Origin of the sequence: Streptococcus suis S735 (assembly GCF_000294495.1) — a bacterium.
GTDB classification, from domain to species: Bacteria; Bacillota; Bacilli; order Lactobacillales; family Streptococcaceae; genus Streptococcus; species Streptococcus suis.
In genome coordinates this window covers 824,128-838,494 of record NC_018526.1, presented here as the reverse complement: position 1 = coordinate 838,494, position 14,367 = coordinate 824,128, and the positions used below count along the sequence as shown (strand labels likewise).

At 37.8% G+C, this 14,367-nt stretch carries 13 protein-coding genes and 2 pseudogenes; 3 read left to right on the top strand and 12 right to left on the bottom strand.

What is annotated here, in order from left to right:
* Position 1 precedes the first annotated feature (1 nt).
* The 7 genes from YYK_RS10390 to YYK_RS04095 all read right to left on the bottom strand — a co-directional run bounded on the left by YYK_RS10390 (position 2) and on the right by YYK_RS04095 (position 5,689).
* Positions 2-244, bottom strand: coding sequence for an Abortive infection bacteriophage resistance related protein (locus tag YYK_RS10390; RefSeq protein WP_014917242.1), 243 nt, complete (start codon positions 242-244; stop codon positions 2-4).
* 652 nt (positions 245-896) lie between these two features.
* Positions 897-1,334 carry an AAA family ATPase gene (locus YYK_RS04120; protein ID WP_011922397.1) on the bottom strand — a complete coding sequence of 146 codons (438 nt, stop codon included), beginning with the start codon at positions 1,332-1,334 and terminating at the stop codon, positions 897-899.
* Between the two features lie 64 nt (positions 1,335-1,398).
* Complete coding sequence (locus YYK_RS04115) at positions 1,399-2,139, bottom strand: DUF3307 domain-containing protein (protein ID WP_011922396.1); 741 nt, start codon at positions 2,137-2,139, stop codon at positions 1,399-1,401.
* A 3-nt stretch (positions 2,140-2,142) separates the two neighbouring features.
* Positions 2,143-2,811: a SatD family protein gene (locus YYK_RS04110; protein WP_011922395.1), complete on the bottom strand. Its 669-nt coding sequence runs from the start codon at positions 2,809-2,811 to the stop codon at positions 2,143-2,145.
* A gap of 193 nt (positions 2,812-3,004) precedes the next feature.
* Positions 3,005-4,543 (bottom strand): signal recognition particle protein, encoded by a 1,539-nt coding sequence (gene ffh, locus YYK_RS04105; protein WP_014917241.1) that lies wholly within the window; start codon positions 4,541-4,543, stop codon positions 3,005-3,007.
* Positions 4,544-4,555: 12 nt separating this feature from the next.
* A complete protein-coding gene (locus tag YYK_RS04100; RefSeq protein WP_002935001.1) occupies positions 4,556-4,888 on the bottom strand; it encodes a putative DNA-binding protein in 333 nt (110 codons plus the stop codon).
* Between the two features lie 102 nt (positions 4,889-4,990).
* Positions 4,991-5,689: a GntR family transcriptional regulator gene (locus YYK_RS04095; protein WP_002943214.1), complete on the bottom strand. Its 699-nt coding sequence runs from the start codon at positions 5,687-5,689 to the stop codon at positions 4,991-4,993.
* Positions 5,690-5,964: 275 nt separating this feature from the next.
* On the opposite strand from YYK_RS04095, the gene guaA reads away from it, so the two are divergent.
* On the top strand, positions 5,965-7,515 hold the full coding sequence (gene guaA, locus YYK_RS04090) for a glutamine-hydrolyzing GMP synthase (protein WP_002934999.1): 1,551 nt from the start codon (positions 5,965-5,967) through the stop codon (positions 7,513-7,515).
* 174 nt (positions 7,516-7,689) lie between these two features.
* Here guaA and mcrC read toward each other — a convergent pair.
* A pseudogene (mcrC, locus tag YYK_RS04085) lies at positions 7,690-8,740 on the bottom strand (5-methylcytosine-specific restriction endonuclease system specificity protein McrC).
* Positions 8,737-10,434: an AAA family ATPase gene (locus tag YYK_RS04080; RefSeq protein ID WP_012775094.1), complete on the bottom strand. Its 1,698-nt coding sequence runs from the start codon at positions 10,432-10,434 to the stop codon at positions 8,737-8,739. The pseudogene mcrC and the gene YYK_RS04080 overlap by 4 nt, the downstream one beginning before the upstream one ends.
* Before the next feature lie 195 nt (positions 10,435-10,629).
* On the opposite strand from YYK_RS04080, the pseudogene YYK_RS04075 reads away from it, so the two are divergent.
* Positions 10,630-11,418 (top strand): annotated as a pseudogene (locus tag YYK_RS04075) (hypothetical protein).
* A 27-nt stretch (positions 11,419-11,445) separates the two neighbouring features.
* On the top strand, positions 11,446-12,393 hold the full coding sequence (locus tag YYK_RS04070; RefSeq protein ID WP_011922378.1) for a hypothetical protein: 948 nt from the start codon (positions 11,446-11,448) through the stop codon (positions 12,391-12,393).
* Positions 12,394-12,413: 20 nt separating this feature from the next.
* On the opposite strand, the gene YYK_RS04065 is transcribed toward YYK_RS04070, so the two are convergent.
* Genes YYK_RS04065 through YYK_RS04055 form a run of 3 tightly spaced genes read right to left on the bottom strand, consistent with a single transcriptional unit; the run spans position 12,414 to position 14,313 of the window.
* A complete protein-coding gene (locus YYK_RS04065) occupies positions 12,414-12,767 on the bottom strand; it encodes an HIRAN domain-containing protein (protein ID WP_002943204.1) in 354 nt (117 codons plus the stop codon).
* A gap of 21 nt (positions 12,768-12,788) precedes the next feature.
* On the bottom strand, positions 12,789-13,538 hold the full coding sequence (locus YYK_RS04060) for a DUF6287 domain-containing protein (RefSeq protein ID WP_012775625.1): 750 nt from the start codon (positions 13,536-13,538) through the stop codon (positions 12,789-12,791).
* Between the two features lie 16 nt (positions 13,539-13,554).
* Positions 13,555-14,313, bottom strand: coding sequence for an SDR family NAD(P)-dependent oxidoreductase (locus YYK_RS04055; RefSeq protein WP_002943202.1), 759 nt, complete (start codon positions 14,311-14,313; stop codon positions 13,555-13,557).
* Positions 14,314-14,367: the final 54 nt, after the last annotated feature.

The following is a 14,367-nucleotide window of genomic DNA, read 5'->3' as shown; positions in this document are numbered from 1 at the left end:
TTTATCTTGATAATATACTAACAGTAATTTTTTTGAATGGGGTGTTTTGGTAATTTATTTGACGCACTCCATCAACTGTCACAATTTTTGAAAAAGGTCTAGCAAATTCCTTTAATTTATAGTAAGAAATTATTGATAACTTTTGCTCAGCTTTTTTCTTGTCCTGCTCTCCAGAAAACAGCATGCCTCTTGATTCTAACAAAGCAACTTGTTCCTCAAAACTTTTATGGGAAAAACTACTCATTTGAACACTCCTTAAACAAAAAAAAACCACCCATCAGAACATGTCTGTGCAATTGAAGCAAGGGCGGCCATTGATATTTCAAGTTCATTATATAGTATATTTGAATATACGTCAAGTTTTTTATCAAGAAAATCTGAGAAATTAGCTGATTTTATTATTTTTGCTCTACGACTAACATCTAAAAATGTACAATTGCTCCAATCTCCTCCCCTCTATTTTCTACTACATTTTGTACAATTGGATTTCTAACACTAATACAATAATATGCTTTAATCCTGTACCTTATTGAATCCTAAAATAATGTACAAAATAAAAATAAAGTACATTTTTTGAAGAATGTACTTTATGCTTCTATCTCAGTATTATCAAGGGTTCAGGCTATATTAGGTCAATTGTTCATAATTTTTTAGTTTTCGAGATAACTAGAAAATTTTTTTCACGTCCAAAATCCTAAAAATCTAGATTATTTCTCGGTAAACTCACATAGCATTAGAATCTTCTTCGCAACCTCTTCTGGCTTCAAACTGTCTGTTTTAAACCTTTGTCCTGGAATCTGACTTTCAAAAGATTTTAATACTCTTCGAAAATCAAAATCAGACGTTGTTGACTTGTTTTGATGAACTTCAGTTCTATCTGCATCTACGTCGCCTAGTCAGATTTTGATTTTCATTGAGTATAAACAATCATCAAGATGTCTTTTGGCCCAGATGTTGTCTTCATTGACTCGATTATCTAAACGTTCCAAAATGGTTGTTTTGTCAGCTAACAAAATATAATGTTCCAAAGGAATCTTATCCTGTATCAATTGCTGAATAATCTCCTGATAATATTCTTTCTTATAGATTGTCATAGGAATAATAATAATCTTATCGGTTTTAGTCGCTAAATCAAATACTATTTTATAAGTACTCTGTCGCCAAACGGAATAATCTTGAAAATCTTCAGGACATACAGTCTGAGGTAATTGATGTTGTAAGAAATCACCTAGTAATTCGGGATTATAGAGATATGAGTTTTCTATTCGTTTGTGTAATATATTTGCTAAAGTAGTCTTTCCGACACCGAATGGGCCATTTAACCAAATAATCATATAGTATTTCTTTCTATTTTTATAATAAAAGTTTACACAAAATAAATTATGTAAACTATTTGTTTTATAAAATCAATAAAACGTACAATACTAGGACACTGATGATACTAAATAGCGAACCAATTAAATAGTATTCAGCAAAGGCTTGGCTTTTGGATATTTTATCATAGCGTGCGATGGACTTTGCTGTAAATACCAGTCCGATAGCTGTGTATTGCCCCAGAAGCAGAAAAATTCCCATTATGAGGCGCTCCAATTGACCAATCAAGGCTCCTGCACCTGTCACAGTCTGCTCTTCTTCTCCTTCCGCTACCTGATATTTGCTAAAGTAGAGTTTGAAAAGAATATTGACGGGCTTGCTGATCAGAAGGATAAAAAGGATTTGCAGGAGGAGATAATTTGGTTCAATCCAGAGTGAGTGTGAAGCGACATTAACACCGATAGTGTGATAAAGAATGATGATTGAGATGATATGGAGCAATTGATCAACTAGGAATGCTCCAGCTTCCCAGGAGTCCTTTATCCAATGGTGTTTGTTGAGAAAATATTTGACATAGTCAATCGCAAGATGGCTCAGCCAAACTTGAAAAAATAAATCTCCGTTTTGAATAGGGGTAAGTAAGGCTAGGATAAGAAGAGGGATAGCAACAATGAAAAGGTGCATGAAAAGAGCTTTCAAATGAAGCTTTTTAGCATCCGCCAGTGCTTGACTCTGGAAGGTAAAATCACTTAAAAAGTGGGCAATAAGCAAGGCGGTTAAAACTGGATGTTGAATAAGATAGCTAGAAATAACTGAAAATGACATGCTTTATCCTTCTTTCTGACTGAGCTGGAGAATCAAATTCATGGCAGTTTGACGATTACGCAGGTAGAGTTTGATTCCGCTGGATTTCAAACGTTTGGTAAAGGCGCTTTGACTGAGTTTCATTTTCTCAGCAATTGGCTTTTGTGTGAAATCTTCTTGATAGATTTTTTTGGAGATTAAGGTCTCAAACAGATCCGTTTGCGAACGATTCCAGGCAGCTTTGATGAAATCGCTAGAAGTTAGCAAGGGGTTAATCACACGATCGATTTGCTTGTATTCAGATGAAAATGCAATTTTGCTGGTGCCATAGTCATGGTTGTCATGAATGAAGTCAATAGCCTTGCGTGCTTCCCAATAAGCTGGACCATCTGCTCCAATACTTAGCTTGGGATCGATAGCTGTTAGAATCTCACCCAAACCAATTCCAAATCGAATCTCCACCTCATCACGAAAGGCTAGTTGGATTTGGTCAATTATAAAAAAAATATAAGGGTTAGGCTTGCATAAGGCTTGAAATTCATCTCCCTTTGTAATGGTAAATGGCGATGCGAAGTCCTGAGCGAAGGAATGATTGATTCTATTTAGCTGCTGTTTTAGCCGCTCTTGAATACTAGAGCGGTTTGAAGTCTGTTTTGAATTGACAATATCTCCTATTATTGCGATATAATTCATAACTTATCCTCTAATTTCTATTATATTTCCATTATAACGGACAATATAAAGATTGTCCACTAAAAAGGACATTTTTGAATATTTCTGTTATAACGGAAAGTGTTGGAGTTTGAAAATCATTTTTCCTGCTTTGCTACTTCTATTTTATATTGCTATATCTTACTTCTTCGAATAAAAAGTAAAAAAGAAGAGATTATTTTCTCTTCTTTTTGGCTTTCTTGATTTTATTGGCTTGGCGTTTCATGGCTTGTTTCATAGCAAACTCACCAATTTTACCTTTCAAACCGCCTCCAAACATTTGGGACATATCTGGCATACCAGCTCCTCCCATCATATCTTCCAGAGCAGACATATCCATACCGTTCATGTTTGGCATGTTTTTAGGGAGATTATTTGGGTTGATTCCCATTTGTTTCATCATTTTGTTCATGTCGCCTGACATGACACCCTGCATCATGGTTTTCGCTTGGTTGAAATCCTTGATAAATTTATTGACTTCGACAAAGCTATTTCCAGAACCGTTAGCAATACGACGACGACGGCTTGGTGTCAACAAATCAGGATTTTCTCGTTCGGCTGGTGTCATAGAAGATACGATAGCTCGTTTTCGTGCAATTTCACGCTCGTCAACTTTCAAGTTGGCAAGTGCTGGGTTACCAGCCATACCTGGAATCATCTTCAGCAGGTCTTCCATTGGTCCCATATTTTGAACTTGGTCCAGCTGATCAATGAAATCGTTGAAATCAAAGGTATTCTCACGCATTTTTTCAGCGAGTTCTAGTGATTTCTTCTCATCATATTCTTTGCTGGCTTTTTCAATCAAGGTCAGCATGTCGCCCATGCCCAAAATACGCGAGGACATACGGTCTGGGTGGAAGGTTTCAATATCTGTGATTTTTTCACCAGTACCGGTGAATTTGATTGGCTGACCAGTAATGTGACGGACAGACAAGGCTGCACCACCACGTGTATCGCCGTCAATCTTGGTCAAAATCACACCAGTAATAGCCAGTTGATCATTGAACTCACGCGCAACGTTGGCAGCTTCCTGACCAATCATAGCATCGACGACCAAGAGGATTTCGTTTGGCTGAGCAAACTCTTTGATTTCTCTTAGTTCAGTCATGAGGGCTTGGTCAATCTGCAAACGACCTGCTGTATCGATCAGAACGTAGTCATTATGATTAGCCTTGGCTTGCTCCAAACCTTGGCGTACAATCTCCAGGGCAGGGACTTGATTGCCTAACTCGAATACAGGTACATCAATTTGTTGACCAAGGGTCTTCAACTGGTCAATGGCAGCTGGACGATAAATATCGGCAGCAATCAAGAGTGGACGGGCATTTTCTTCCTGCTTGAGTTTATTAGCCAACTTACCTGTGAAGGTCGTTTTACCAGCACCCTGCAATCCAGCCATCATAATGATAGTTGGAATTTTTGGTGATTTGATAATTTCTGAAGTTTCAGAACCTAATACAGCCGTCAATTCTTCATCAACGATTTTGATAATTTGTTGAGCGGGGTTCAGGGTTTCAATGACTTCATGACCGATAGCACGTTCACGCACCTTCTTGATAAAGTCTTTTACAACTGGCAAGGCAACGTCGGCTTCTAGTAAGGCCAGACGAATTTCCTTAGTTGCTTCCTGAATATCACTCTCAGAAATTTTTCCCTTACGACGCAGATTTTTAAAAACATTCTGTAAACGTTCTGTTAAGCTTTCAAAAGCCATATACTTCTCCTCTTATTCTCTATTATCAATACTGGTTAGAATAGCGATTTTTTCCTTCAAATAAGCATCTTCTGGATACTTGTTCAGTATTTCATCGAAAATCTGGCTACGCACTACATAGTCAGAATACATATGTAGTTTCATCTCGTAGTCTTCCAGTAATTTTTCTGTTCGTTTAATGTTATCGTAGACCGCCTGACGGCTGACTTGAAATTCTTCAGCAATCTCAGCCAAACTGTAATCATCGGCATAATAGAGCTCGATGTAGTTCATTTGCTTGTCTGTTAGCAAGGCTGCATAGAATTCAAATAAGGCATTCATTCGGTTGGTTTTTTCAATTTCCATAAACTTCATTATATCAAAAATTCCATATTTTATAAATAAGAAAATCCGTCATCACTAGAAAGATTACGGATTTTAAAAATGTTTTACATAATTATTTTTATGTTAATTGTTTTCTAAATAGAATTCGAAACGTTCCCCAACATACTGACTATTTACAAATTCAAATGCTTGACCATCCTCGAGATAAGATACCTGTTTTAGTGCGAGAATAGCCTGGTTTTTAGAAATTTGTAAATATTGAGCCACTTTTTCATTGGCTAAACGCGCAAAAATAGTTTGTTTGCTCGTTCCAATTCGATAACCATTGTCCATAAGTGTTTTAAAGAAATGGTTGGTAACATCTTCTTTTGGGACATTTTTTATCAAGCGTTCAGGAATGCTGGCAACCTCATACACGACGGGAACATTATCTGCATAGCGGACCCGCTCCATTCGAATAACATACTCGCCACGGGATAAACCTAATTGTTCAACTTCTTTTTCATTAGGTTTGGTTCGTGTATAGGACAATAATTTGCTGCTTGGCGTCTTTCCTTGGAGTTGTACTAATTCAGTAAAGGAAGTCGTGCCTCGCATCTTTTCTTGAACCCGTGTACTGGCGACATAAGTACCGGAACCAATCTTGCGTTGTAGAATACCTTCTTCCACTAAAAGTGTGATTCCTTGACGGAGCGTCATACGAGAAACACCAAATTCATCTGCTAAATCGCGTTCACTTGGTAAACGTTGACCAATTTTCCAGATTCCGTTATCGATTTGTTCCTTAATTTTATCGTGAATTGTGATATATGCTGCTTTCATTTATCTAGCCTTTCTCTTCTTTCTAGTTTACCAAAAATAAAGGCGTTTGGCTAATTCAGGCCACACTCTATTGGTAAAATTCTCCTAGGCAAACAATGAAGTCAGATTACCTAAAATAAAGTGAGTAAAAACAATAAAAATACGAACACTAACATTTTTATTATCACTCATAGTTTGCAAAACAGATATTTAACAAATAAAATTTGGAAAATGTTCGCTTTTATGTTAAACTAACTACTAGTATTTGAATTTTTTTCAAAACGAAAGGGAAAAACATGACAAAACAAGATGTCCAAAAAATTATTGTATTGGATTATGGTAGTCAGTACAACCAACTTATTTCACGTCGAATTCGTGAATTTGGTGTCTTTTCAGAATTGAAAAACCATAAAATTACAGCTGAGGAAGTCCGTGCTATCAATCCAATTGGTATCGTTCTTTCAGGTGGACCAAACTCTGTCTACGCAGAAAATGCCTTTGATATTGATCCAGAAATCTTTGAATTGGGTATTCCTATCTTAGGGATTTGCTATGGTATGCAGTTAATTACCCATAAATTGGGAGGTAAGGTTGTTCCTGCTGGTGAGGCTGGAAATCGTGAATATGGTCAATCAAATCTTCAACTGAAGACTGAATCAGCGCTTTTTGCTGGAACACCAGAAGAACAGCTTGTACTCATGAGCCACGGGGATGCTGTAACTGAAATTCCTGCTGATTTCCACCTGGTTGGTCTTTCTGCTGACTGCCCTTACGCAGCCATTGAAAACACGGAACGCCGTATCTACGGTATCCAGTTCCACCCAGAAGTTCGTCATTCCGTATATGGAAACGATATTTTGAAAAACTTTGCGTTTGGTATCTGTGGAGCCAAAGGCGACTGGACAATGGAAAACTTCATCGAAACAGAAATTGAAAAAATCCGCCAGACTGTTGGGGACAAGAAAGTCTTGCTCGGTTTGTCAGGCGGTGTAGATTCGTCTGTTGTTGGGGTCCTTCTTCAACGTGCTATTGGTGACCAATTGACCTGTATCTTCGTTGACCACGGTCTTCTTCGTAAGAATGAAGGTGATCAGGTTATGGAGATGTTGGGCGGTAAATTTGGCCTCAATATTATTCGCGTCGATGCTGCTAAGCGTTTCTTAGACCTACTTGCTGGCGTATCTGACCCTGAGAAGAAACGTAAAATCATCGGTAATGAATTTGTTTACGTATTTGACGATGAAGCGAGCAAGTTGACTGATGTTGAATTCCTAGCGCAAGGAACACTTTATACCGATATTATCGAGTCAGGAACGGATACTGCTGAGACAATCAAATCTCACCACAACGTTGGTGGTCTGCCAGAAGATATGCAGTTCAAGTTGATTGAACCGCTCAATACTCTCTTTAAGGATGAAGTTCGTGCCCTCGGTACTGCTCTTGGTATGCCGGATGAAGTTGTATGGCGCCAACCATTCCCAGGACCAGGCCTTGCCATTCGTGTCATGGGTGAAATCACTGAGGAAAAACTTCAAACTGTTCGCGAATCTGACGCTATCTTGCGTGAGGAAATTGCAAAAGCAGGTCTTGACCGCGATGTGTGGCAATATTTCACGGTTAATACTGGCGTTCGCTCCGTAGGTGTCATGGGAGATGGTCGTACCTACGACTACACTATCGCTATCCGTGCTATCACTTCTGTCGATGGAATGACAGCTGACTTTGCCAAACTACCATGGGATGTTCTTCAAAAAATCTCTGTCCGTATCGTAAACGAAGTCGACCACGTCAACCGCATCGTCTATGATATAACAAGTAAACCACCAGCAACAGTTGAGTGGGAGTAAATTAGTCCAGTGGACTAATTTACCCGATGCCTAAAAACAAAAAAGTGTCGCTGATCTGGGAAATCAATTAACCAGACGCTCCAAAATAGGAAAGAGTCTTATAAAAAAACAATCAAAGAGTAGTTTAGTGCTACTACTTTGATTGTTTTTTTGTTTTCTAGCTTAGAGCTCTAACTAGTACAGTTTTGGAGGGGATGCAAAATGCGATGTAATGATGTCATCCAGTTGTTCAGCAATACTTGCAAACGGCAGGATTTAAGTCCAAATTTTTGACACTAATCCGGTTTCCATGCATTTGGTAGACCTGATTAGGTTGAATATCTATATCGGTTTTAGCGTATAGAAGCATTCCTGCTACTGTATCGTTTGAATCTGACAGGCGATAAGCCTGGTTTTTCACATAGGTAAAAATTTGGTATAGATTATTTGAATGGAGTGTGCGCTTATCAAAGCGAATCTGTGTGTTACTAGAATAATATTTAGCATCAATAATCAATATAGTATCTTTATATTTGAGGTAAATATCACTCTGCATGATGGGGAGCATTTCTCCAAAACCATCATCTAGTGCCCAAGGTATCTGAGAGGCGGTAACCTGTATTTGGGGATAATGCTTTTTATAATATCCAAGAATGAACTTCTCATATAGCAAGGATTCCCTCCGCTCATCAAGAAAATTCATCAATTTCTTATTCCCCTCCCTCTCTGTATGAATTAATCCATTCACCACCAAATAGCAGATTGACATTAGTAATTGATACGATTGATTGTTTCGATTGTATTGTAAATTCCAATTGATTGAGTGTAGATTAATTTTTGAGACTTCTCCAAAGAAAACTAAGAGTTTTCTCAATTTCTTTTTCCTGTCCCTGCTTATATCAGCTTTTAGCAGTATCTCAATGCTTGCTTTGATAATGCGATTCATTCTACTGTCAAGAGAAAAATCATCGTATTGGCAAACAAGTTGCTTTCTACGCCAATTCGGAGGTGTTAAAGATTCAGAGATATTTATTTTACCTTTAAGTGCCGAGAGTGACTCGGTTTGAGAACGATACTCTCGACCAAGTCCTCTTTTCACCTGTATCGAGAGGCTGATTATCATTATTTCCGCCAGTAGATCTGCAGCATTTTTAAATTCTTCAGTAGCGATCCGTTTATATTCCTGCTCATGAAGGATTTTGAATGCGTAGGATAGCATATAGTAGATATTTTGGACAGGTATCACTGGATGGCACTCCTTAACTTACTACTCCAATCATAAATTTTTGTCGGTTCATCAAACCAATATTCTTTCAAGAGGGGAATCAGTTCATATTCAACAATGGCTTCTAGCAAACCTTGTTCCAGTACTTCTGCCGATAAACCGCAGAAGTAACTATGCCCAATACAGAAGCTATCTCCCAGTACTTCCTCTGTTGAAATGGCCTGATTTAGCTTTTCTACACAGGAAATGAGTCTATCGAATTTTTCGTTTTTCAGATTTGCTTGATAATCTTTGAATCCCGTAGTTGAAAAACCTGGCTTGATGTCAAAGAAGGCAAAGCGTCGTCTCAGTGCATAATCAAGTAGGGCCAAACTCCTATCTGCGGTATTCATCATACCGATGATATATAGATTTTCTGGAATTGAGAATTGCTCATCCGAGTAGAGGAGCTGTAAAGACTTGCCTCGTTTGTCATTTTCTATCAGCATAAACAATTCACCAAAAATTTTGCTCAAATTTCCCCTGTTTATTTCATCAATAATAAAGAAATAATTATGACTCTTGTCAGACTCTGCTTTTTTGCAGAAAGTATAGAATGCCCCTCTTCTCAGCTCAAAGCCACTTGTCGAAGGCCTAAAGCCCATGATGAAGTCCTCGTAGGAATAGCTTTGGTGAAACTGAATTGTCATGACCCTTTCTAAATCTGGTTTACCCATTAATGAAAATGCTAGGCGTTCTGCAATAAACGTCTTTCCAACTCCTGGCGCTCCTTGTAAGATGATATTCTTTTTCATTTGGAGTATGGAGGTTAATTGATCATACTCTTCTTCTGTCATATAGACTTCTGATAGGAAGTGATTTTTCGTATAGCTATCTTCTACTACCTCTTCACTACCTATCTCGTTTCCAGTATCAGTTTCATCAGCCAGTGGAGAAATTGTTCCAGCACTTCTTTCCTTCTCTTCTTGATTGATCTGTTTAGAGTATTTCCAAGCCATGGATGATAATTCTTTAAAATCTTTCAGTTTGCTCTCTGCACTGTTTAAATAATGATGCATAGAGTCCGAGATATAAAAATAATCATCGGCAGAAATTTTTGACTTCATCTTTGGTAATTTTTGGACAATGTCAGTTGGAATCTCCCCAGACTCATACACATACGCTTCATTTTGACTATCTAAGCTCAAGAAAAAGTCGGGAGCAATCCAATACAAGGCCATCGTAATCTTGCTGTTGCCATTTCCTTTCTTGTTTATAGCCAAATCAAAATAGTGTGAAAATTTTTCTTTCTTCTCAGCCGTAGGCTCCTTGCTATAGGTCAAAGCAGCAATGAAAAGTTCCCATAAGTCATCAATATCATTCTCATCACGATCTCCGATAAAATAATAGAAAGTCGCATTCTGATTCATCAGTACTGGTATACTTTCAAAAGAGGATGGGATTTCCGTTTGGAGGTTGAATAATTCTGCTATAGCTGTCAGAATTTTAATGCGATTCTCCTCTTTTATTTGCTTATTGAAGAGTCCAAATATCGTAAAAGGATCAATATCTATCAGTCGATTGTCCTTTTCTAACGTGGGCATATGTATCTTTGTTTTGGTATAGATAGCTTTTACTTTCTCAACCAGCTCTGCTCTATTATCTTTATAGTCTACTAATTTCCAAGCAAATTCCTTATAAAAGTTTACCCAATTGAATTGATTTTGTTCATCCATAGTATCCTCCAACGGTGTTGTATCTACACCTATTAAATTATGAGTTCGAATTTACCTATATTTTATCATTAAACATTCCTGTCGTAAACTTAGAATTTATATACTTGTGTAACAGTTTAATGTGGTACCTTAAAATAGTTTCTTTTGATATTTATATATGATAATATATGACTGAAAGCGTTTTAGAAAGGTGTGATGGCTGTGCTGAAATACTCGAAAGTGCTGTTACTTGTCTTGCTTATTGCTACTGGTCTATCTTGTATTGGAATCTACTGGCTCGGAAAATAGCAAAATAGACTATTAAATGAGCAGTGTCATGCCTTGAACATACGCATTATTAATGATCTGGGAACAAAAATTGATGCCATTGGCGGTCCGCAAAATCCGCGTATCATTGGATTCTTTCAGCAAGATGACACTACTGCTATCAGCCAGCGGATTGGTACAGCTTCTGAGGAGGAACTGAAAATAGCTAAACCTGACAATCTATTCCAGAAAGAGTGGATTGTTCTCTATCCTCAAACGCGCAGCAGTCCCTTTGAAAATGCTTCTGCCTATGCAGTAATGAAAACCAGTATCAAGGCTGACTGGCTCCATGTGACTACTTCGTCAGAGACGGAATTAGATATTTTCTATGAGAAGGCAGATGAAAGCTTGTTGACCTTGGAAGACTTGGTGCAAGACAAGGAAAGTTTTCGTGCTACACTAAAAACAATCCTAGTTTCAGCTAAAAATGAGGCTGAAATTCAAGTTCAAAAAGATATTTTAGAAATGTTCGAGAGTGATGATTGGTCTGCTATTCCCTTTGCTTACACTGAAAAATCTCTGATATTGGAGAAAGCTGTCATTTCAATTTCTGCATTTGTAGATAGTCTAAATCCCTACTATTTTTCAGAACAAACCCTTGCGGATTTGCGTTTATCAGAAGAATCGCGCCAGGCTTTAGAAGATTCGGTAGATAAGACAATCATCACCTATCCTTGAATAAACGGTGGGAGTGGGAAAGTCGTCATGGATGTCTTTCCCAGCTTCTTTATATCTATGTTTAACGAATTAAACATTTTTGTGGATTTGAAAAATATTTTTTGTTATACTTGTGTTATGAAAACATCAACACTTGGAAAGTTACTAGAATTACCAAATTTTCACCACTTCTACACCGTTCCAATTAGAGAAAATACGGAGTCTTCTGGAAATTATATAATTGTTTTTGAACAGGACAAGCAACCTGTATTTGTTGATTTGAAAAATGAGACTGGTCACACTCGTGAGGTACGCTTTGCCAGTCATTTTGACAGCGCCGGTCTTCTGGTAGGATTAGGAGCCATTCCTATCAATTATTGGTCTACCTGCCAGATTCTTGGTGTGAAGAAAAATAATAATCGACGAGGGCTTAGTCTATCTAGTCTGATGGATGGTTATAGACGTCTACCTATTTTTAAGGAAATGGCAGAGCGTTATAGAGCGCGTGGACAATCAACCATTTATGACCCCTACCGTTATTCATATACTATTGATGAAAAGAAGGTTATTAAGGATAATCAATTAACCCTTATTCCAAAGAAAGAATACGAAAAGATAAAAGATTTCCATCCTTTTTTGCAAACAAAGCATGGAAATGTTTATGCAGTTCCTTGTTTCTATCAAGACAGAAAACGAAATCAGATTACTAAAATCTATATTATGGGCTGGTACTTTTATGAGAAGCAATTAAAAATATCTTGGAAACCTTCTCATTCTCGTAAAAGCCGCTGGCGTTCTTCTCTTGTTTCAGTTGATAAATTATCGGACCGCTTCTTCTTTCAAGGAGAATTGTATAAAAAAGGAACCTATCCAGTGTTCCTGGAAGATCTCACAATAAAAAATAAGGCCTACCAACATCGCCTAGATAGGGAGTTTGCAGCCTTTTTAAGCATTATTGAAGAACAAAAACAGAGAGCACAGCTCCGTGTTAAGTAGAAAATGGGTAGGTTGGTAAATTACCGACTATCATTTTTACGATTATCTTTTAGTTTTACAACGACTCGAAACTGGCGATCAGGATGATTTTCTGTATTGGACATCTGAATACGTGCCTCTAGAATATCGCCGTGTCCAAAATAGATTAAGCGACTGATTAGTGAGTTTTTATCCGATGGGATATATCCTAACTTTGTGCCCTGATAAAAGATTGCTACAGCTTCTGAGTCATGTGGGTTTGAAGGTTCTCCGACTAGCTGAACAGGTGTTCCTGGCTTGAGTTGGTCGATTACATCTAGTCCATCATAGTAGGCAAATGCTGCCAAATGAAAATCTTGCACATTGCGTGTTGGTTCAAATGATGTGAATGTCACATCTAACCTCCTAGAGAATCATTATGGTTGATAAACAATTTGATAATCTGCATTGATAATAACACCGTTTTGGTAAATAGTGTAACGGGCATTATCATCGCCTTCCAAAATATTATAAGGAATAGATTCGGTGCGCGTGTAGTTACCTTCAATGACGCGCCAATTGTTTTCGCCTAAAATTGAGTTGGCATAATCAATCGTTTTTGGTCCACTATCCAACTGGACGCCTGTTTCAGTATTTTTTAATGGGTCTATACCGCTAGTGGCTGAATTGGTCAAGCGATAATAGACATCTACCACGTCTGCTGTTGTTTCTTGGCTTATTACAATCATTCTATCGCGCGTAGAGTCAGTAGTGTCTGTCTCAGTTGTATTTGCTTGTGTTCCTTTGGGAATCATTAATAGTGTTACATCGCCAATCGTTGCGTCTACATAGCCTGTTTCAAAAATTCCGTCAGTTATTTTTCCGCGGCCAAGTAAGGACTGGCTATCTGCTACTAATCCTTTGCTATTGAAGACTAGTGAATTTCCTTGGCTATTTTGCCAGGTGCCTAGTATACTATCGTAATTGCCTTGCATTAGAGCATCTATATCCATAGAACTAAGAGAAATCTCACGTTGGATTGTTGATGACGTGCTTGTATTGGCATTAGAAACCTGGGTATCAGCAGTTGAGGTACTTGCGGAACTGCCCTTCTTTTCAGTTTGACAGGCAGAAAGCGACATGATAGTGAGCAAGCCAAGAGCGAGTGCTAAATATTTTCTTTTCATTCTAGCTATCTCCCCTCTAATCTCTATGAATAGTAAAGCCAGTTGCCTGTTTGGTTGCCATAATGGTCATATCAGAAATCTGCACATGTGCAGGTTGATTTGCAACAAATAGAGTACAGCTGGCAATATCATTTGCTTGAAGAGCATCAATTCCTTGATAGACTGTCGCTGCTCTCTCTTTATCTCCATGAAAACGGACTTGGCTAAAATCAGTCTCAACGATACCGGGTTGTAACGTAGTTACCTTGATATTTTTATCAATCGTGTCAATACGGATCCCGTCTGAAAGCACTTTGACAGCTGATTTGGTTGCAGCATAGACAGCAGCTCCTGCATAGGCGTAAATACCGGCCGTTGATCCAATATTGATAATATGACCCTCATTATTTTCAACCATTTGTGGCAATAACTGACGTGTCACAGTTAGTAATCCTTTAATATTGGTATCAATCATTGTCATCATGTCAGTCAAATCATAGTCTTGGAATTTGTCCAATCCCAATGCCAGGCCAGCATTGTTTACCAAAATATGAATTTGACCAACTTCTTCTAAAATTTTTTGACAATTTACAATCGTTTGTTCCATATTCGTAACATCAAATGAATGAACTGACACCTGAACATGGTATTGCTTTTCAATATCTTGCTTAATTTCTTCTAGTTTGTCCAATCTTCGTCCTGTAATGATGATATTATCACCATTAGCAGCAAACACATAAGCGATTGCTTTGCCAATACCACTACTTGCACCTGTAATCAATACATTTCGTTTCATCACTCTGTCTCCTATTCTCTTTATTATACTACAATTTTACCTAGTTTGTAAAAA